This window comes from Nonomuraea sp. C10 (assembly GCF_008017515.1).
In the GTDB taxonomy this organism is placed as follows: Bacteria; Actinomycetota; Actinomycetes; order Streptosporangiales; family Streptosporangiaceae; genus Nonomuraea; species Nonomuraea ferruginea.
This window is the reverse complement of sequence record NZ_VPFF01000003.1, coordinates 13,391-31,412: the sequence shown is the minus strand read 5'-3', so window position 1 is coordinate 31,412 and position 18,022 is coordinate 13,391. Positions and strand designations below refer to the sequence as shown.

Genomic DNA, 18,022 nt, shown 5'->3' with positions numbered 1-18,022 from the left:
GGATGACCCTGTCCCACGCATACCGGCTCTGCGAACAGATTGTCCGCACCCGGGCGAGGAACTTCTCCTACGGCATCCGGTTGCTTCCCGAGCCGAAGCGCCAGGCGCTCAGCGCGGTGTACGCCCTCGCCCGCCGCATCGACGACATCGGCGACACGGAGGGTCCCAGCGAGCAGCGGCTCACAGGGCTGTCGGAGGTACGCGACGCCCTCCGCCGCATCGGCCCCGGCGAGACGAACCTCGTCCTGCTCGCCCTCGACGACGCGGCACGCCGCTATCCCATCCCCCTGCCGGCCTTCGACGAGCTGATCGACGGCTGCGCGGCGGATGTGCGCGGCACCACGTACCAGAGCTTCGACGAGCTGCTGGGCTACTGCCGGTGCGTCGCCGGATCCGTCGGGCGGCTGTCACTCGGCGTCTTCGGCGCGGACGACCACCGGAAGGCCGAGCCCCTGGCCGACGCCCTGGGGGTCGCGCTGCAGCTCACGAACATCCTGCGCGACGTGCGCGAGGACCGGCTCTCCGGACGCGTCTACCTGCCGTCGAAGGACCTCGAACACTTCAGCTGCGCCCTGGACCTCGACGCCCGGGGCAGGTTCACCGACCCGCCGGACCGGCTCGCCGCGCTCGTCCGGCACGAGGCGGCCCGCGCCCGTGACTGGTACGAGGAAGGGGCCCGGCTGGTGAGACTGCTCGACCGCCGCAGCGCCGCCTGCACGATGGCGATGGCCGGCATCTACCGGTCCCTGCTGGACCGGATCGCCGCCGACCCGCTCCGGGCGCTGGCCGCGCGGTCGTCGCTGCCCACCTGGCGCAAGACGGCCATCGCTGTCCGCGCGGTGGCCGGACCCCGCCGATGAGCGGCTCACCGGCGGCGCCGGTCGCGATCGTGGGGGGCGGGCTGGCGGGCATCGCCGCCGCCGTCGCCCTGGGCGAGGCCGGTCACGCGGTGACGCTGTACGAGGCGCGTCCCAGGCTGGGAGGCGCCACGCACTCGTTCGAACGTCACGGGATGGCCGTGGACAACGGGCAGCACGTGTTCCTCCGATGCTGCACCGCCTACATGGGCCTGCTCGACCGGATGGGCGTCTCGGACAAGGTCCGGCTGCAGAAGCGGTTCGACGTCCGCGTCCTCACGCCGGGGGGCCGCGGCGGGCGGCTGCGCCGGACCGCGCTTCCCGGCCCTCTGCACATGCTTCCCGCGCTGGCGACGTACTCCCTCCTCGGTCCGGCCGACCGGTTGCGCGCCGTACGAGGCGCGCTGGCGCTGGCCCGGCTGGACCCCGCCGACCCCGCGCTCGACCGGATCACCTTGCAGCGCTGGCTGGAGTCGCACGGTCAGCCCGAGCCCGTCCGCGAGGCCCTCTGGGACCTCCTCGCGAAGGCCGCCCTGAACGTCGGCGCCGAGCAGGCGGCGCTCGGGCCCGCCGTGAAGGTGTTCAGGACCGCCCTGCTCGGCAGGTCCGACGCCGCCGACATCGGCGTCCCCGACGCGCCGCTCGGCGAGCTGCACGGCACCGCCGCGCACGACGCCATCAAGCTGCGCGGCGGAGAGGTGCGGCTGTCCGCGAAGGTGACGGGGATCGCCGAAGGGCCGGCGGTCGTCGTGGACGGCGCCCTGGTGCCGGCGGCCGCGGTGATCGTGGCCGTGCCGCACGGGCAGGCCGCCAGGATCGTGCCCGCCGGGGCGGCGCCCGGCCGGGACGCCTGGCGTGAGCTGGGCGCGAGCCCGATCGTCAACGTGCACGCCGTGTACGACCGGACGGTCACCGAACTGCCGTCGGCCGCCGCCGTGGGCTCGCCGGTGCAGTGGGTCTTCGACAAGACCGGAGTGGCGGGGCTGAACGAGGGCCAGTACCTGACGGTCTCGGTGTCGGCCGCGCAGCGGTGGATCGACCTGCCCACGTCGGAGATCCGGGCGGAGTTCGTCCCCGCGCTCGAACGGCTGTTCCCCGCGGCCCGGCAGGCCCGGCTCACCGACTTCTTCGTCACCAGGGAACGCCACGCCACCTTCTTCCAGGGGCCCGGCAGCGGTGCGCGCCGGCCTCACGCCCGGACCCGGTGGCCGGGGCTGTACCTCGCCGGCGCGTGGACCGACACGGGCTGGCCCGACACGATGGAGGGCGCCGTGCGCAGCGGACTTCACTCGGCCGGCCTGGTCCGGCGGCAGCTCGTCACGACACCGGGTCGCCGGTCATGAGCACGGCCGACACGCTCCGATCCACGAGGCTGGCCCTCGACGCCGCCCGCGACCACCTGATCGGGCTCCGGTCACCGCAGGGCTGGTGGAAGGGCGAACTGCAGACCAACGTCACCATGGACGCCGAGGACCTGCTGCTCCGGGAGTTCCTGGGCATCCGGGCGAAGGACGACACGGCCGAGGCGGCCCACTGGATCCGGTCCGAACAGCGGGCGGACGGCACCTGGGCCACCTTCCACGGCGGCCCGCCCGACCTCTCCACCACGGTCGAGGCCTACACCGCGCTCCGGCTCGCCGGCGACCCCGTCGAGGCGGCCCACATGCGCGCCGCCCGCTCGTTCGTACGGGAATCCGGCGGGATCGAGTCGGCACGCGTCTTCACCCGGATCTGGCTGGCCATGTTCGGGCAGTGGCCCTGGGAGCGGCTGCCGGTCCTGCCGCCCGAGCTGATGTTCCTGCCGTCGTGGTTCCCGCTGAACGTCTACGACTGGGCCTGCTGGGCACGGCAGACGATCGTCCCGCTCACGATCGTCAGCGCGCGCCGGCCCGTCCGCCCGCTCCCGTTCGACCTGGCCGAGCTCCGCACCGGCCGTCCCGTGCCGAGGCGGGGCGGGCTGGGCTGGGACGGGTTCTTCCACGGCCTGGACCGGCTGCTGGTCCGCTACGAACGACGGCCCGTGCGAGGGCTGCGCGAGGCGGCGATCAGGCGGGCCGCCGAGTGGATCGTGGCGCGGCAGGAGGCCGACGGCTCCTGGGGAGGCATCCAGCCGCCCTGGGTGTACTCGCTCATCGCGCTCAACCTGTCCGGCTACGACCTGGACCATCCGATCATGCGGCGCGGGCTCCGGGGCCTCGACCGGTTCACCATCCGGGACGAGCGGGGCCGCAGGCTCGAAGCGTGCCAGTCCCCGGTATGGGACACCGCGCTCGCCGTCAACGCGCTGCTCGACGCCGGTGTCTCCCACGACCATCCGGCCGTCGCCGAGGCCGTCGACTGGCTGCTGGAGGAAGAGATCAGAGGGCCGGGCGACTGGGCGGTGCGGCGGCCCCGGCTGGCGCCGGGCGGCTGGGCGTTCGAGTTCGACAACGACCTCTATCCCGACATCGACGACACCGCCGAGGTGGTCCTCGCCCTGAGCCGGACGGGCCGGCCGGACGCGCGACCGGCCATCGGCCGCGCCGTGCGGTGGATGACCGGCATGGCCTCCCGTGACGGAGGCTTCGCGGCCTTCGACGCCGACAACACCAGGACGCTCTGCACGAAACTGCCGTTCTGCGACTTCGGGGCCGTGATCGACCCGCCGTCGGCGGACGTGACCGCGCACGTCGTCGAGGCGCTGGCGCAGGAGTCCGCGCCCGGCTCGCCGGAGCTGCGCCGGGCCGTGCTCTGGCTGCTCAAGGCGCAGGAGCCGGACGGGTCGTGGTTCGGCCGCTGGGGGGCCAACCACGTCTACGGGACCGGCGCCGTGGTGCCCGCCCTGGTCGCGGCCGGCGTACGTCGCGACGCGGCATGCGTCCGCCGGGCGGTCGCCTGGCTGGAGTCCCACCGGAACCAGGACGGCGGCTGGGGCGAGGACCTGCGCTCCTACACCGACCCGGCGTGGATCGGACGCGGCGCCTCCACGCCCTCGCAGACGGCGTGGGCGCTGATGGCCCTGCTCGCCGCCGGGGAGCGGTCGCCCGTGGTGGACGCGGGCGTGCGCTGGCTGGTCGAGCACCAGCGCCCCGACGGCACCTGGGACGAACCGCACTTCACCGGGACGGGATTTCCCGGCGATTTCTCTATCAACTACCACCTGTACCGGCTCGTCTTCCCCGTCAACGCCCTCGGGCGCTACCTGCGGGCCTGCGGGCAGGCGCCATGACGGTCCTGCTGATCTGCACCGCCCTGGGCATGGAGGCACGAGCCGTCAGGCGGGGCCTGTCCCGCTCCCCGGTGCGCGTCCGGCTGCGCCGGACCGGGCTCGGGCCACGCCGGGCCGCGCGCGTCGCGGCCACCCTGCCGGAGTTCGACGCGCTGGCCGTGACGGGCTTCGCGGGCTCGCTCGTCCCCGGCCTGCGGGCGGGGGACGTCCTGGTGGCCCAGGAGATCCGTTACGGCGACCGGGTTCTCGCCTGCCCGTCGGCGCCGCTGCTCGCCGGGGAGCTGGCGCGCGCCGGTCTGCGCGCCCGGACCGGCTCGTTGCTGACCGTGGACCACGTGGTGACCGGAGCCCGCGGGCGCGAACTCGCCGAGCGGGGCGCGCACGCCGTCGACATGGAGACGGGCCCGCTGGCCCGCGCGGCCGCCGGCCGGCCGGTGGCGGCCGTCCGGGTCGTCGTCGACACGCCCGCCGCCCCGCTGCTGAGCCCGGCCACCCTGCGCAACGCGCTCACGGCCCGCCGCGTGCTGCGCCGCGTCGGCCCGGCACTCACCCGCTGGGCCGCGGCGACCGCGCCCCGGACGGTGCTCCGCGCGTCACCGGACCTCGACAGCGCCGCGAGCCGCGCCGACCTCGTCCTCGTCATCGGGCCCGCCGGCTCCCCGGAAACCAGGCACCTGGTGGAGTCCGCCACCCGGCACGCACCGGCCCGGCTCGTCGAGACGCCGGAGCACATCGAGCTCGCCTGGCTCCGCGGCGCCCGCACCGTCGTCCTCACCGCCGGCGCCTCCACCTCGCCTTCGCTCGTCGACACCGCCGAGAACGCGCTCCGCGGGCTCGGCCCCGTGACGACCGACGAATCCATCACCTTCACCCTGCCGAAGGACGCCCAGCCATGACGATCCCGATCCGCCAGAGTCTGCGTGTCGCCGGCTACATCCTGAGCAACAAGCTCCGGCGACGCTCGAAGTTCCCGCTGCTGGTCGAGCTGGAACCGCTGTTCGCCTGCAACCTCTCCTGCGCCGGCTGCGGCAAGATCCAGCACCCGGCCGACGTGCTCCGCCGCCGGATGCCCGTCGAGCAGGCGGTCGCGGCGATCGAGGAGAGCGGCGCCCCGATGGTGTCCATCGCCGGCGGGGAACCGCTCATGCATCCGCAGATCGCGGAGATGGTCCGGGAGCTGACCGCGCGCAAGAGGTACGTCTACCTCTGCACCAACGCGCTGCTCATCCCCAAGAAGATCGACCAGTTCGAGCCGTCCAGGTACTTCGCCTGGACCGTCCACATCGACGGACTGAGAGAGCGTCACGACGCGGCCGTGTGCAAGGAAGGCGTGTTCGACGAGGCGGTCGCCGCCGTCCGCGAATGCCAGCGGCGGGGTTTCCGCGTCACCACGAACACCACCTTCTTCAGCACCGACAGCCCGCGGACGGTCATCGAGGTGCTCAACTACCTCAACGACGACCTGGCCGTGGACCAGATGATGATCTCTCCCGCGTACGCCTACGAGAAGGCGCCGGACCAGGACCACTTCCTCGGTGTCGCGGAGATCCGGGACCTGTTCCGCCAGGCCTTCGCCGACGGCAACCGCCGCAGGTGGCGATTCAACCACTCGCCGCTCTTCCTCGACTTCCTCGAAGGCCGCGTCGACTTCCCGTGCACGGCGTGGGCGATCCCGTCGTACTCGCTGTACGGATGGCAGCGGCCGTGCTACCTCATGGCCGACGGATACGCCCGCACCTACCGTGAGCTGGTCGAGGAGACCGACTGGGACGCCTACGGCCGGGGCCGCGACGACAGGTGCGCCAACTGCATGGCCCACTGCGGATACGAGCCCACCGCGATCTTCGCCACGCTGGGCTCGCTCCAGCAGTCGCTCCGCGCGGTACGCGACCACTGACCGTCAGCCCGTTAGCCGGGTCAGCCGGTGGAACGCCCCGGGCGCGGCGCCGCGCAGCCGCGCCGGGAGCCGTAGCCAGCCCGGCACGTAGCACTCGGACCTGCCGCGCCGGATCGCCGTCACGATGCCGCGCGCCACCCGCTCCGGCGGGATCGGCCGGGGCCACCGGCGGTCGTACGGGACGCCGCGCCGGTCGAAGAAGGGCGTGGCGACCACGCCAGGGAACACCACCGACACCCCGATGCCGGGGAACTCCGACAACTCGTCCCGCAGCGCCTCGGCGAAGACGACCAGCCCGGCCTTGGCGGCCGAGTAGACCGCCTCGCCCGCCACCCCGACGGCGCCGGCGATCGAGGAGACGAAGACGACGTGTCCCCGCCGCTCCTCGATCATCCCGGGCAGCAGCAGCCGCGCCAGCTCCATCGGCGCCGTCAGGTTGACCGCCACCAGCTCGTTCACGTCCCGGAGCGGCATCCCGGCGAAGGCTCCCGCCCACCCCGCTCCGGCGTTGCAGACCAGGACGTCGACGGGAGTGGCCTGCTCTGCGAGCACGGGGGCGTCCGTCGTGACGTCGCCGACGACGGCCCGCCCGCCGGTTTCGGCCGCGACCGCGTGCAACCGCTGCCGGTCACGTCCGGCCAGGAGCAGCCGCGACCCGGCGGCGGCCATCGCCCGCGCGGTCGCCGCGCCGACGCCCGAGGAAGCACCGGTGATCAGGACACGGGCCCCGTCGATCCTCATGGCATCCGACGCTAGTGCGCGTCGCACCCTCGAACTGGGACGACGCTCCGCAGGCACGGGAATCGCGGCGTGACGACCGGACTCTTCGGGAAGATGCTCGGCCCTCAGCGGCGGCTCCGGGCTCCGGCATGCTCGGCACGGCGCCCAGGTCGAGGATCACCCGCGGTGAACTCGCGCGTTACCGCAGGTGCCCGGTGGTATTGATGATTCATGGGGGATGAGGCTGCGGGTCGACGGACCGGCGTTCGATGAGCCAGCTGTGGTGGATCGCGGGGCGTGGACTGCTCGGAGGCCTGCTCGTGATGGTCTTCGCGGTGATCGGCGAGATGATGACGCCCAAGCGTTTCGCCGGCATCTTCGCCGCCGCTCCGGCCGTGGCGATAGCCGGGATGACGGTGACGGTGCTGCACGAGGGGCATGGCCCGCTCGCGGAGTCCGCGCTCGGCATGATCGCCGGATCGGTGGCGCTGGTGGCGTACTGTGTGGCGGCCGTGCCGCTCGTGGGTCGCCTGGGCGCCTTCGCGGGTTCGCTGGCGGCGCTCGCCGTGTGGGGGACCGTCGCGGGCGCGGGCTGGGCGCTGCTGACATGAGAGCCTGGAGCGGGATCCGGCTGCGGCCGTCGAAGCTGCGGGAGACGCCGGTGCGCGGACTGGTGGTGCGCTTCGTCTTCGGCGCGTTCGTCTCGGTGGTCGCCGGGGTGGTCGGGCACGTCTGGGGGCCGGTGGCAGGGGGTGTGTTCCTGGCCTTTCCCGCCATCCTGGGCGCCACGCTGACCCTCATCGAGGAGGAGGAGCACCGGCGCGATCCGGCCGAGCAGGACGCGCGCGGCGCGGTGCTGGGCGCGACGGGCATGATCGCCTTCGCCGCGTGCGTATGGGCGCTGGCCCTCCGGCTGCCCGCTCCACTGGTGCTGGGGATCGCGACCGTGGTATGGGCGGTGGTCGCCGGCACCCTGTACCAGGCCTTCGGCACCCGCTGATCGGGTCTGGCGCGGCCTTTCTTCCTTCGGCTCCCCCGAGGTCGCCCTGGCCCCGGACGGCACCGAGACCGACCAGCCCTCGACCGAAGCGCCGGCCTCCTGACCCTGGGTTCCAGGCTCCCGGCACGTCTCAACGAGTGATGCGAAGGGCCCACTCGACCGCGTCGGTGGCCTGGATCCGTACCGTCAGGGTCCTTCTCTCGCCGAGGTCGAGGCGGTTCATGATGGGGCTGACCACGTCGTCGAGGCAGGTGAAGGGCATGGTGATGCCCGGCTCCAGAACGATCTCCACCTTGCCCTGCCCGCGGCAATTGAACAGCACCCACAGTTCGTCCTTGCCGGGTGGGATGTCCCCGACGACCATGGATCCCTTCCTCGGCCCCGCCTTGAGGACGGTCTTCGTGCCGGCGTCCATGCCCGGCAGGCGGAGAGGTGATGGCGTGGCGACCGCGGTCCCGGCCGGGGCGGCCGACGAGGTGGCGCCTCGCGGCTCCGTCACCGGATCGGCTGGAGGTGATGCCGCGCAGGCCACCGCCGAAAGTGCGAGGGTGCTGGAGATCAAGAGAGGCGCCACCTGTCGGATCATCATGTTCGGATCACCTTTGCTTGATGTACCAGCCAACGCGCCACGGGGTCCACGCGGTCACGCTTCTCTTCTTTTGGGGACGAACGTGGTCTTCTTCCGCCAGACGCCGTACGTGGCGGTGGTCGTCTTCCGCGCCGGTGTGGGGGAGTCACTCACGCTGATGACCGGCGAGCAACCTCTTGTGCTGGGCCGTCTCGTGTGCTGCTCGTTCTGGTGCGTCTCGGTCCAGGTGCCGCAGCGTACGGGTGAGCATGCGCCGGCTGACCCCGTCGATCATGCGGCGCAGCCCGGTGAATCGCAGGCTGCGCCGGTCGAGTGCTCGGCTACGGCGGCTTCATGCTGCTGGGCGCGGGCCGCCGACCTGCGGCGGCTTCGATCTGGCCGGCGCCTTCAGCATCACCGGCGCGATGCTGCTGCTGGTGTACGGCGTGGTCCGGCTTGAGCATCCCGGCGACGGCCTCGCGGGCACGATCGGCGTGAGGTGCGCGGCTGGAGCAGCCTGCAGACCGGTCTGGCCATGCTGGTGATCAGCATCGACACGATCCTCGACCACGTTCTCGTACTGGAGCCCCCGGCAGAACACGGTGAGCCTGGACACCGTGGCCGTGACAGCATGGACGGATGGCGGTGGAGTGGTCGCGAGCGGAGATCGTCGAAGCGCTGAGAACGTGCGCGCTCCGGATAGACGGGACGGAGGACGGGTACTCCGGGCTCGACGTCATCGCGGAGCCGGACACCATGCTCTTGACGTTCCGCTGGCGGCTCGATCCGAACGTCTACGCCGTCGAGGTCGCGTTCCCGACGGAGCCGGCCAGTCCGTGGACCGGCCTGGCGGTGACCTCGGCGTACGAGTGGGCCGCGGACGTCATGGCCGGGCTCTCGGAGAACCTCGCGACCGGGCTGGTCGGCTGGGGCGGCCGGACGATCCGCGATGGCCACGTCGTGCTGGACTCGCGCCATCCCGTGGACGTCGTTCCCGCCGGATACTACGTCGCGTCGGTTCCCCTCGTCGGCGTGCCCCGCTCGTCGGGGCCCAAGCGGAAGGGGACCTTCTTCACGTGGGGGTCGCCGGAGGCGCTGGTGCCGCTGCCTCCGTCCGAGATGGGCTCCTGGCTGGCCGAGGAGGGGATGGACGTGAGCCTCCCCCGGCAGCTGGTCGTCGAGGACAGGCTGGCCTGCTGGGTGCAGGCCTACGTCGACAACGCCCGCGGAGAACCCCACGTCGGACACGCCGTCGCGTCCTGGGAGGACGCGCGGCACACCGTCGCACGGCTGGAGCTGGTGCACCTCCAGCCCGGCGTCCCGTCGGACGTGGGGGCGGCGCTGGCGCATGGGACGGTCCGCGTGGTGACCGAGGCCGGTGCTCTGCGCGTGGTCACCGCGATCGACGGTCCCATGCTTCGAGGACTGGGGTTCCAGCCGGCGAACGGGGGCGGGCTCACGTTCTCCACCAGCATCACCCCACCCCCGCCGCACGACGCGGCTGAGCTCTGACCCAGGCCGGATCCTCGTTACCGGACCTCTCACGACCCGGCGGCGGCGGCCCGTCACGCCGGCTCGACGTTCTCGGCTGCGGCCCCGGGGGTTCGATGCCGGTCAGACCTGCCATTCGTCGTCGCGGAGGAGCTCGACCGCGCCGCCGTCGTGGCCGACTCCGGTGACGGTGACGTCGGGGCCGCCCACCATGAAGTCGACGTGCACGCGGGAACGGTTGACCCCGGCCGCGTCCAGGTCGGCGGCCTCCCGCGCGCGCAGGTGCGCGGGCACGCCGGGAGGCAGCCCGGCGCCCCAGGCCAGATGGCAGGTGGCGTTCTCGTCCAGCAGCGTTTCGAGGTACGTGATCCCCGATCGTCCGACTGGTGAGGAGCCGTCGACGAGTGCCAGCTCACCGAGCCGGGCGGCCCCGGCATCGGTCGCCTGGTGGGTGCGGACGACGTCCGCGCCGCTGCTCGCTCGTACCTCGGTCACCACACCTGCGGTGAAGGTCAGTTCGAGGTCGCGGATGACGGTTCCGTTGAGGATCAGCGGACGCGTCGAGCGAACCGTGCCGTCCACCCGGCGGTAGTCGGGAGTGGTGAACACCTCCTCCGTGGGGAGGTTGCACTGGAAGACGTGCCCCTTGACCGATTCGAGCCGCGCCGCGGTCCAGTGGGCGTCGGGCAGCAGGCCGATGGTCAGGTCGGTCCCCGGCCCTTCGAACCGTACGGCGTCGAGGCGCAGGTCCTCCAGCACCTCCGCGCGGCGGAGCAGCTCGGCGATCCGCCGCTCCCAGGCGGCCCGGGGATCGGGCTGGTCGAGCCGGAGGATGGGGCGCAGGTGCTGCCACAACCGGGCCTCGTCCGGCTCCCCGAAGATCGCCTGAGCCCACTCCGCCGTCGGACCGGGGACTATGGCCCAGCGGACCAGGTTGCCGAGCTGGAGCCGCTGCCTCGACGTGAGGTAGGGCATCCGATCCAGGCCCGCCCGGACCGGATCCTGCCCGACCAGGAGATCCGGGGTCGCGGTGCCCCGGATGTTGACCAGGACGCCGCAGTGGCGGGCGAGCTCCTCATTGCGCGCGTCCAGCCAGGAAGGAACCTCGCCCAGCGTCGCTTCGTCCGCGTGCTGGACCCGTGACCGCCTGGCGTACGGGTCGAAGTACCAGATGTCGACATAGCGAGCGCCTCGGGCGTACGCGGCCTCCGCCAGGGCGCGGGCGAGCGGGGCATGCTCGATCTCGGCGTTGATCAGGACCCGGTCGTCGCGGTCGACCGGCACGGCGATGTCGAAGACGACGTCGGCGTACCCGGCCAGCTCAGCGGGGGGAATGGTCATGGATGTCTCCTTGGGGTGAGGCCTCACGAGGCTTGCGGCCGAGGGGGAGGAACAGCAGGGGCGCCAGTGCCGCCACCGCGGCCGCGGCGGCGAACCCGTACGTCAGCCCGAGGGACTGCGCGATGGCGCCGAGCGCGAGCGCGGCCGTCAGGAACCCGAGGTCGAAGAACGCCGTCGTGGTGGCCAGCGCCGAGCCGCGCTGCTCGGCGGGCAGGCCGGTCACCGCCATGGTCAGGAACGCCGGAAGGCCCAGCGCCTGCCCGGTACCGAGCACCACCGCCGCGAACAGCGCTCCCGTGACGGACGGCCAGACGATGAGCATGGCCAGCCCTGCCGCGGTGAGGACGAGCGAGGCCGCCGCCATCGTGCGCGGGGCGATCCGGGTCGACAGCCGATGACCGGCCAGCCGCACCGTGAGCAGCACGCAGCCGTAGAGCAGGAAGTGGATGCCGCTGTCGTCGCCGCCCAGCGCCGCGACGTGCAACGGCAGGAAGGCGCTGAAGGCCGTGTATCCCCACACCGACGCCCAGTAGGCGAATCCGGGAGCAAGGCCCGCCCGGTGGACGAGCGGCCCGGCCTTCCTCGTGCGGGACGGCTCGCCGCCCGCGGGCACGGTCAGGAACAGGCACCCGGCGAAGGCCGCGACGGCCACCGTTCCCGACAACGCCCACACGGCCCACAGACCGGCGGCGACGCGTACGGCCTCGGCCAGGGGCGGCCCCGCGAGCAGACCGGCGTTGACCGCGACGGAGAAGTGGTTGATCGCCGCGCCGCGCCGTTCGTGGTCGCTGGCCGAGGCGGCCAGGCCGACGTACGTCAGAGCCTCGCCGACCCCCGCGACGGCGCGGCAGACCAGGAACAGCGGCAGCGAGTCGGCCAGGAGCACGGCCGACGAACCGGCGGCCAGCAGCAGGGCGCCGGCGCACGCGGTCGCCCTGCGACCCCGGCGGTCGGCCAGCCTGCCCGCGACCGGCCGGGCGAGCAGGCCGAACATGGAGGTCATCGCCAGACAGACGCCGACCAGGACCGGGCCCTGGTCCAGCGGGCCGGTGACGTACCTCGGGATGACGGGTATGAGCAGCCCCAGCGACAGGAAGCACGCTCCTGTGCACAGCAGCAGGCGGGTCATCGCGCGTCGTCGAGTTCCAGCAGAAGGGCGGTCATGCTCACCTTGATCCTGTCGCTGGACCGGGGCGGCCCCGCCTTGCCATGGACCAGAGCGACCGCCTGGTCGACCAGCCCCACGACCTCCTCCCACACGGACCGGTCCAGCCACACCTCGGCGTCCATCGACGTGCGCGTGACCTGAGCCTGGGTGAGACGTCGTGACAGGTCGACGCTGAGCGCCTCGTGGAGGAGCTGCCGCCCCTGCGTCCGATCCAGGCGGGCTCCGCTGGAGGGGTCGTAACGGTAGCGCCTCCGGGGTCTGCCTTTGCCTCCTCGCGGCGGCTGCTCGTCGACGTGCTCCAGGAAACCCGCCTCGGCGAGCTGGCGCAGATGGTAGCTGGCCGAGGCGTGGGCGATCCCCAGCTCCTCCGCGACCTCGGTGGCCGACATGGACGTGCCGGTGAGCAGCGAGACGATGCGGATGCGGAGCGGGTTGGCCAGTGCTCGCAGCGGTACCAGATCGTCGTCGTTTTCCCAAGACATGTTGGGATCATAGCTTTCCAACATCTCTTGGGAAAGAGGTCCGTCTGGCCGCCGAGACTTCCGACAGGCGAGACGGCGACCCTGCGGGGATGGGAGGCTTGGACCGTGCGTACCTGGTTCGAGCCCGAAGAGGCCGAGGAGTTCGAGGCGACCAAGGACCTGCTGATCCGGCGGTGCGTCACTTGGGCGAAGGAGCACGGGCATCCAGCCGATGACCTGCTGCTCTCCGCCGCCGTCGACGCGCGGCACGAGAGCCGTGACGGCCGGCTGGCGTACTGGGACCGTACGCGCATCAGGTTCTTCCTGCTGCGGTACGTGCCGTACAAGGTGACGGCCCCGCGGGAGGAGCTCGACCTCGCTCCGGAGGTGCTGCGCACGTACCTGCGCTATCTCGACGTCACGGGCCTTCGCGACCCGCGCGGCGCCACGCTCGCGGAGGCGGAGGAGATCATCGCCGGGGCGCAGGCGGAGTACGCGTCCGCGCTCGACGATCCCACGCTGCGAGGGTTGGCGACGTTCTGGGCGCACACGGCTCTCGACCAGGGATTCGATCTCACCGTCCCGGGGGCGTTCGAGCGGTTCAAGCGCGAACTCGACGCCGGACGCGTCCCGTACGACCAGCAGGTGCTCGACAAGATCATGCAGAACCGCTTGGTGTACGGCGGCATCGACGAGGAACGCGCCTTCCCTCAGCCGCCTGTGTCCCTGCCCCCCGCGTCCGAGCTGGCGGAGGCCGCCGGGCGCAGCCGGACCGTCCAGCGCCTCATCACCCTGGCCGACTGGGTGGGCAAGGACGGCCGCGCCCTCACCGACGCGGGCAACCTCCGCGTCGCCGACGCCCTCGAGGTGTCGGCCCTGCTGGGCACCGGCGAGGACCAGCTGCGCGTCCGCAGCGCCGCCGATCTGCCGCAGCTCAACCTGCTGCTCGCCTGGGCCAGGAAGCTGCGGCTGACCCGCACCAGCAAGGGGCGGCTGCTCCGCGTGGCCAAGGCCGTACCCCTGCTGCGCGACCCGGAGACGCTGTGGGGTCGCGCGTTCGAGGTCCTGCCGGAGCTGGGGCGCGTGGTCACCGTGCCCGTCGCGACGTGGCGGCCCGAGCCCATCCTGGCCGAGATCTTCGACGAGATTCTCCCGGACGTGCTCAACTCCATGTACGGGCTGGACGAGATGCCTGTGGTCCGGCTCGAAGAGACGGTGTGGCTGGCCTGCCAGGAGTACGTCGTTCTCGACGAGGAGGAGCACCGGCTTGATCTCTTGCGCCGCGAGGTCGCCCGGGACCTGGGACGCATGTTCGAGGTCCTGTCCGACCTCGGGGCCGTGGAGCTCACCCACGGCCCCGCCGACCCCCTCTACGCGAGCGACCTCGACCACGACGAGCAGCCCTTGCCGCCGGACGCGGTCGAACGCCTGCGCGTCGCCCTCTCCGAGTCCGACCTCCCGCTGGTCCGCCTCACTCCACTCGGCGTGCGCGGCGTCCGCGACCGCCTCCTCGCCGAGGGCCGCGACGCTCCCCTCGTCGGCGAACTGGCCACCGCCCCGCCGGCCGAGCTGCTCGGGGTGCTCGCCCAGCACTATCCACCGGAGGACGCCGTCGCGGAGCTCCAGGGGTGGCTGGCCCGGCCGGGGCAGGACGTCGAGATGTTGGTGCAGGCCGTACGGGATTGCCCGTTCCGTACGCGGGTGGGGGCGATGCTGCGCGTGCTGGCCGGCGCCCTTCCCGAAAGGCGGCTGCTGCAGGACCTACGGCACGACCCGGTCCTCGGGCCCGCCGTGTGGACGCAGCTCATCGATGCGGGGGAGATGAGGCCCGGGTCGTTGAGCGAGCGGGAGAACCTGCTGCTGGGGGCGGAGAACTTTCTGTCGGTGCTGGAACTCGCAGGGCCCGAAGGGCTTGTCGAGCAGCTCAGGAGAATGGGGGGCGGGGACGCGGACGAGTTCCTGGAGGCGATCCTGGCGTCGGGGCACCCTGATGTCGTGGGGTTGCGGGAGCTACGCGAGCTGGTGGCCGAGCCGCTCCGCAGGACCGCCCGCCACCCCCTCCGCCTCGTCCCCACCCGGCCGCCGGGAGCCCGAGGTCGCCGGAAGAAGCGTAAACGCTGATCTTGATCATTGAACTGCGCGGCCAGGTTACGGGTTGTCCGGGTCGACCGGTTCCAGGGGCCGAGTGGCCGGACCGTGCAGGACGGCTCCGTCGGGTCCGAATCGGGAGCCGTGGCAGGGGCATTCCCAGGTCTGTTCGGCCTGGTTGAAGGCGACGGCGCAGCCGAGGTGGGTGCAGGTGGCGGAGACCGCGTGGACGACGCCTGCCGCGTCGCGGGAGACCGCGCACCGCCGCCCGCCGATACGGACGATGGCGCCCGATCCCGGAGCGACGTCGTCGACCGAATCGGCGTGGGAGGGGCGCAGCCGATCGCCGATCAGGTGGCGTGCGGCCTTGGCCTGGAGTTTGGCGATGGGGCCGGCTTCGCGCAGCGGGTGAAGCCGCCGGGGATCGTACAGCTCGGCCCACGGCAGATCGTGCCCGGTGATGAGAGCGGAGAGGAGTTTGCCGGACATGACGCCGTTGCTCATGCCCCAGCCGCCGAATCCGGTGGCGACGTAGACGTGCTTGGCGCCGGGGTGGAAGTGGCCCACGTAGGGCAGGTGGTCGGTGCTGGTGATGTCCTGTGCCGCCCACCGGTGGCTGATCTGTGTGCCGGTGAAACGGTCGCGGGTCCAGGCGGCCAGGCGCTGGAATCGTTCGCCGGCATCGCCCGAGCCGGGGTCGGCGGTCTCCCCTGTGACGATGAGCAGGCGCTGCCCGTCCCGATACGGGGTGGTGCGGATCGACCGGGTGTTGTGCTCCGAGGTGATGTACATCCCGCCCGGGTCCTGCTCAGGTGAGATCGGCGCGGCGACCACGAGCTCACGCCGCGGCTCCAGCCGGGAGAACATCAGCGCGCGGTCGAAGATCGGATAGTGCGTGGCCACCACGACATCGCCGGCGGTGACCGTGGTGCCGTTCTCGCACGCCAGCCGGCACGGCCGCCCCTCCTCCAGCCCCATCACCCGGGTACGTTCGAACACCCGGACGCCGTCGTCGGCCATCCGCCGCACCAGGGCGAGAAGGAACTTACGAGGGTGGAACTGGGCCTGGTCCTCCACCCGGACGGCCGCCGCGACGTCGAACGGAAGACCCGTCCGGGTCACCAAGGAGGCGGGCAGTCCGGCCTGCTGGGCCGCCTCCACCTCAGCGGTGATCTGCTCGGTCTCTCCGCCGGACTCCACATAGGTGTAGGCGGGCAGGCGTTCCAGGTCGCAGTCGATCCCCAGCTCGGCCGCGGTCGCGAACACGTGCTCGACCGCGTCCTGTTGCGACTGCGCGTACAGCCTGGCGGCCTGTTCCCCGTGCGACTTGCGCAACCGTGCGTAGATGAGCGTGTGCTGTACGGACAGCTTGGCGGTGGTGTAGCCGGTGACGCCCCCGGCGACGCGGTCCGCCTCGAGCACGACGACCGAGCGCCCCGTCCGCGACAACTCCCACGCCGCGCACAACCCAGCGATCCCGCCGCCGACGACGGCGACATCGGGGGTGATGTCCTGCTCAAGCGAGGGGAACGAGGTGGTGGGGGTCGACTCGACCCAGTACGACTCGGGCACTCCCGGAAGCGCTGCCATGACGGACGCCCTGCCCTCGCGCCCGCCGGTTAGACGCACCACCGGTTATACGCACCAAGAGCCTCGAAGACGCCGATGGCGGTGACGCGGCGGGCCGCATAGTGTGTGGCGTAGATCGTACTTCGGGGCCGAGTTCCGGACGAGACCAGGGGCGAGCACGGAGATGACGTCAGAAGCCTCGGCGACACCGGCCGACGTGGCCACCTCCGGCAGGGTGCCGCTCGACGCGCTGGACGTCCCTCGCAGGTCGGGCGCCGAGCCGTTCACCGAGGCCGGGGCCCCGGCCGGTGCCACCTTGGCCGACTTCTGGGGATGGGCGTGCTCCGACGTGGTCGGCAACAGGCTGCGCGGCGTCCTCGCCGAGTACATCGTCGCCCTGGCCCTGGAAGTTCATGACGGTGTCCGTACGGAGTGGGACGCGGTCGACCTGGTGCTGCCCAGCAAGCTGAAGGTCGAGGTCAAGTCGGCGGCCTACCTGCAGTCATGGAGCCAGCGGCAGCCGTCGGCCATCAAGTTCACCATCGCCCGTGCCAAGGGCTGGGACGCGCGGACGGATGTGGTGGCGGCCACGCCGGAGCGGCCCAGCGACGTGTACGTCTTCTGCCTCCTTCACCACACGGACAAGCGGACGATCGACCCGCTCAACCTGGACCAGTGGGAGTTCTACGTCACCTCGACGGCGGAGCTGGAGGCGGCGTTCGGCGACCGGACGCAGATCTCGCTGGCGGCACTGCGGACGATCGTCCCCGTCCCCGTACCGTTCGGCGGGCTCAAGGACTGCGTGCTCTCCTGGCAGGGCTCACGCAAGGTCGTCCCACGTGACGTCCGGATCGGGTTCGAGGTAGGTGACCGCGATGCTCGCGGCCGCCATGCCGAGCAGTGACCAGTCGGAGGCGGCGCTCGCCGTGGTGGGATTGGCGGGCACGCGCCGGGTGAGCAGGTCCGGGTCGGACAGTGACATCAGCACCAGGCCGCGCATCGCCGCACAGGCCAGGGTCGCGATGAGCGGGAAACTGCCGCCCGTCCCCGGGCGCAGCCGGTAGCCCAGCGCCGTCGCCACCGTCTCCCAGCCGCGCGCCACGCGATCGACGAACCGCTGCTCGGAGCGGGCCAGCGCGGCCTGCACGTCGGCCCGCAGGTCCCCTTCGGGCAGGCTCAGGAACGTGGCCTGCAAGGCCAGGTACGTGCGCCACTCCGGGGAGCCGTGGACCGCCTCGAAGTCGCTGACCGCGGTCAGCCGCAGGAGTTCGGTGACCAGGTCGTGGCGGCCCTGAGGCGAGGCCAGGTCCTCCGAACGGCCGGACAGGACCTCACTGAGCACCTCCCCGGTGGTCTCCAGGGCCGGCGCGGAGGCGGGCGCGGCGCCGCGGGCCAGCTCGCGCAGCAGGTCGCTGAAGAACAGGTCCTTGTACGGCCAGCGGCGGTAGACGGCTGTCCTGGACACCCCGGCGTCACGGATGACGTCCTCGAAACCCAGGTGGTCGAGCCCCACGGTCAGGCCGTCGCGGTGGACCATCGCCACGGCCGTGTCGAGCATCCGCCGTTCGGTCTCCTGGTCGCTGAGCCGGGCGCGGCGCCGGGCGGGGCCGGTGGGCCTCGACGGGGCGTGGTCCGGCGGGTAGTTTCGAGCCAT

At 72.2% G+C, this 18,022-nt stretch carries 18 protein-coding genes and 1 pseudogene; 10 read left to right on the top strand and 9 right to left on the bottom strand.

Translation table 11 applies throughout. The features are described 5' to 3' along the window. Nucleotides 1-2: 2 nt before the first annotated feature. From hpnD to hpnH, 5 genes are read left to right on the top strand one after another with little or no spacing between them, the layout of a single operon-like run. Nucleotides 3-860, top strand: a complete 858-nt coding sequence (gene hpnD, locus FR742_RS31515; protein WP_148034972.1) for a presqualene diphosphate synthase HpnD — start codon at nt 3-5, stop codon at nt 858-860. Next, nucleotides 857-2,200, top strand: coding sequence for a hydroxysqualene dehydroxylase HpnE (gene hpnE / locus FR742_RS31510; protein ID WP_148034971.1), 1,344 nt, complete (start codon nt 857-859; stop codon nt 2,198-2,200). The genes hpnD and hpnE overlap by 4 nt, the downstream gene beginning before the upstream one ends. After that, on the top strand, nt 2,197-4,065 hold the full coding sequence (shc, locus tag FR742_RS31505; RefSeq protein ID WP_148034970.1) for a squalene--hopene cyclase: 1,869 nt from the start codon (nt 2,197-2,199) through the stop codon (nt 4,063-4,065). Before hpnE ends, shc begins: the two co-directional genes overlap by 4 nt. Beyond that, on the top strand, nt 4,062-4,961 hold the full coding sequence (locus tag FR742_RS31500) for a hypothetical protein (protein ID WP_148034969.1): 900 nt from the start codon (nt 4,062-4,064) through the stop codon (nt 4,959-4,961). The genes shc and FR742_RS31500 overlap by 4 nt, the downstream gene beginning before the upstream one ends. Then, nucleotides 4,958-5,962 carry an adenosyl-hopene transferase HpnH gene (gene hpnH / locus FR742_RS31495; RefSeq protein WP_148034968.1) on the top strand — a complete coding sequence of 335 codons (1,005 nt, stop codon included), beginning with the start codon at nt 4,958-4,960 and terminating at the stop codon, nt 5,960-5,962. The genes FR742_RS31500 and hpnH overlap by 4 nt, the downstream gene beginning before the upstream one ends. A gap of 3 nt (nt 5,963-5,965) precedes the next feature. On the opposite strand, the gene FR742_RS31490 is transcribed toward hpnH, so the two are convergent. Then, nucleotides 5,966-6,703, bottom strand: a complete 738-nt coding sequence (locus tag FR742_RS31490) for an SDR family oxidoreductase (protein WP_148034967.1) — start codon at nt 6,701-6,703, stop codon at nt 5,966-5,968. A 248-nt stretch (nt 6,704-6,951) separates the two neighbouring features. On the opposite strand from FR742_RS31490, the gene FR742_RS31485 reads away from it, so the two are divergent. Both FR742_RS31485 and FR742_RS31480 read left to right on the top strand, forming a co-directional pair. Next, nucleotides 6,952-7,293, top strand: coding sequence for a DUF3147 family protein (locus FR742_RS31485; protein WP_148034966.1), 342 nt, complete (start codon nt 6,952-6,954; stop codon nt 7,291-7,293). Beyond that, complete coding sequence (locus tag FR742_RS31480; protein ID WP_148034965.1) at nt 7,290-7,682, top strand: DUF3147 family protein; 393 nt, start codon at nt 7,290-7,292, stop codon at nt 7,680-7,682. Before FR742_RS31485 ends, FR742_RS31480 begins: the two co-directional genes overlap by 4 nt. 130 nt (nt 7,683-7,812) lie before the next feature. On the opposite strand, the gene FR742_RS31475 is transcribed toward FR742_RS31480, so the two are convergent. From FR742_RS31475 to FR742_RS44805, 3 genes and pseudogenes are all read right to left on the bottom strand, one after another. Further along, a complete protein-coding gene (locus tag FR742_RS31475) occupies nt 7,813-8,181 on the bottom strand; it encodes a hypothetical protein (RefSeq protein ID WP_148034964.1) in 369 nt (122 codons plus the stop codon). A gap of 235 nt (nt 8,182-8,416) precedes the next feature. Continuing rightward, nucleotides 8,417-8,572: pseudogene (locus tag FR742_RS45400) on the bottom strand (winged helix-turn-helix transcriptional regulator); the annotation flags it as partial. 30 nt (nt 8,573-8,602) lie between these two features. After that, on the bottom strand, nt 8,603-8,866 hold the full coding sequence (locus FR742_RS44805) for a hypothetical protein (RefSeq protein ID WP_187281466.1): 264 nt from the start codon (nt 8,864-8,866) through the stop codon (nt 8,603-8,605). 23 nt (nt 8,867-8,889) lie between these two features. On the opposite strand from FR742_RS44805, the gene FR742_RS31465 reads away from it, so the two are divergent. Next, entirely contained in the window at nt 8,890-9,762 is an 873-nt protein-coding gene (locus FR742_RS31465; protein WP_148034963.1) for a hypothetical protein, read from the top strand. A 102-nt stretch (nt 9,763-9,864) separates the two neighbouring features. Here the strand turns inward: FR742_RS31465 and FR742_RS31460 are convergent, their stop codons facing one another. Genes FR742_RS31460 through FR742_RS31450 form a run of 3 tightly spaced genes read right to left on the bottom strand, consistent with a single transcriptional unit; the run spans nt 9,865 to nt 12,732 of the window. Next, complete coding sequence (locus tag FR742_RS31460) at nt 9,865-11,082, bottom strand: aminopeptidase (protein ID WP_148034962.1); 1,218 nt, start codon at nt 11,080-11,082, stop codon at nt 9,865-9,867. Beyond that, nucleotides 11,063-12,211, bottom strand: coding sequence for an MFS transporter (locus tag FR742_RS31455; RefSeq protein WP_148034961.1), 1,149 nt, complete (start codon nt 12,209-12,211; stop codon nt 11,063-11,065). The genes FR742_RS31460 and FR742_RS31455 overlap by 20 nt, the downstream gene beginning before the upstream one ends. Then, the gene (locus tag FR742_RS31450; protein WP_148034960.1) at nt 12,208-12,732 is read right to left on the bottom strand and encodes a transcriptional regulator; all 525 of its coding nucleotides are present in this window, start codon (nt 12,730-12,732) and stop codon (nt 12,208-12,210) included. Before FR742_RS31450 ends, FR742_RS31455 begins: the two co-directional genes overlap by 4 nt. Before the next feature lie 105 nt (nt 12,733-12,837). Between FR742_RS31450 and FR742_RS31445 the strand changes: the two genes are divergently transcribed. Then, complete coding sequence (locus tag FR742_RS31445) at nt 12,838-14,832, top strand: hypothetical protein (protein WP_148034959.1); 1,995 nt, start codon at nt 12,838-12,840, stop codon at nt 14,830-14,832. A gap of 27 nt (nt 14,833-14,859) precedes the next feature. Here the strand turns inward: FR742_RS31445 and FR742_RS31440 are convergent, their stop codons facing one another. Further along, nucleotides 14,860-16,389, bottom strand: a complete 1,530-nt coding sequence (locus FR742_RS31440; RefSeq protein WP_148034958.1) for an FAD-dependent oxidoreductase — start codon at nt 16,387-16,389, stop codon at nt 14,860-14,862. A 163-nt stretch (nt 16,390-16,552) separates the two neighbouring features. On the opposite strand from FR742_RS31440, the gene FR742_RS31435 reads away from it, so the two are divergent. Next, entirely contained in the window at nt 16,553-17,272 is a 720-nt protein-coding gene (locus FR742_RS31435) for a hypothetical protein (RefSeq protein WP_187281465.1), read from the top strand. On the opposite strand, the gene FR742_RS31430 is transcribed toward FR742_RS31435, so the two are convergent. After that, nucleotides 17,189-18,022 (bottom strand): TetR/AcrR family transcriptional regulator, encoded by an 834-nt coding sequence (locus FR742_RS31430; protein ID WP_261808900.1) that lies wholly within the window; start codon nt 18,020-18,022, stop codon nt 17,189-17,191. The two genes, FR742_RS31435 and FR742_RS31430, sit on opposite strands and share 84 nt — an antisense overlap.

Coding starts and splice junctions, on each gene's coding strand:
- hpnE (WP_148034971.1), top strand. CDS start 857: ATGAGCGGCTCACCGGCGGCGCCGGTCGCGATCGTGGGGGGCGGGCTG.
- FR742_RS31440 (WP_148034958.1), bottom strand. CDS start 16,389: ATGGCAGCGCTTCCGGGAGTGCCCGAGTCGTACTGGGTCGAGTCGACC.
- FR742_RS31485 (WP_148034966.1), top strand. CDS start 6,952: ATGAGCCAGCTGTGGTGGATCGCGGGGCGTGGACTGCTCGGAGGCCTG.
- hpnD (WP_148034972.1), top strand. CDS start 3: ATGACCCTGTCCCACGCATACCGGCTCTGCGAACAGATTGTCCGCACC.
- FR742_RS31500 (WP_148034969.1), top strand. CDS start 4,062: ATGACGGTCCTGCTGATCTGCACCGCCCTGGGCATGGAGGCACGAGCC.
- FR742_RS31480 (WP_148034965.1), top strand. CDS start 7,290: ATGAGAGCCTGGAGCGGGATCCGGCTGCGGCCGTCGAAGCTGCGGGAG.
- FR742_RS31450 (WP_148034960.1), bottom strand. CDS start 12,732: ATGTCTTGGGAAAACGACGACGATCTGGTACCGCTGCGAGCACTGGCC.
- hpnH (WP_148034968.1), top strand. CDS start 4,958: ATGACGATCCCGATCCGCCAGAGTCTGCGTGTCGCCGGCTACATCCTG.
- FR742_RS31430 (WP_261808900.1), bottom strand. CDS start 18,022: ATGGCTCGAAACTACCCGCCGGACCACGCCCCGTCGAGGCCCACCGGC.
- FR742_RS31455 (WP_148034961.1), bottom strand. CDS start 12,211: ATGACCCGCCTGCTGCTGTGCACAGGAGCGTGCTTCCTGTCGCTGGGG.
- FR742_RS31465 (WP_148034963.1), top strand. CDS start 8,890: ATGGCGGTGGAGTGGTCGCGAGCGGAGATCGTCGAAGCGCTGAGAACG.
- FR742_RS31490 (WP_148034967.1), bottom strand. CDS start 6,703: ATGAGGATCGACGGGGCCCGTGTCCTGATCACCGGTGCTTCCTCGGGC.
- FR742_RS31435 (WP_187281465.1), top strand. CDS start 16,553: ATGACGTCAGAAGCCTCGGCGACACCGGCCGACGTGGCCACCTCCGGC.
- shc (WP_148034970.1), top strand. CDS start 2,197: ATGAGCACGGCCGACACGCTCCGATCCACGAGGCTGGCCCTCGACGCC.
- FR742_RS31460 (WP_148034962.1), bottom strand. CDS start 11,082: ATGACCATTCCCCCCGCTGAGCTGGCCGGGTACGCCGACGTCGTCTTC.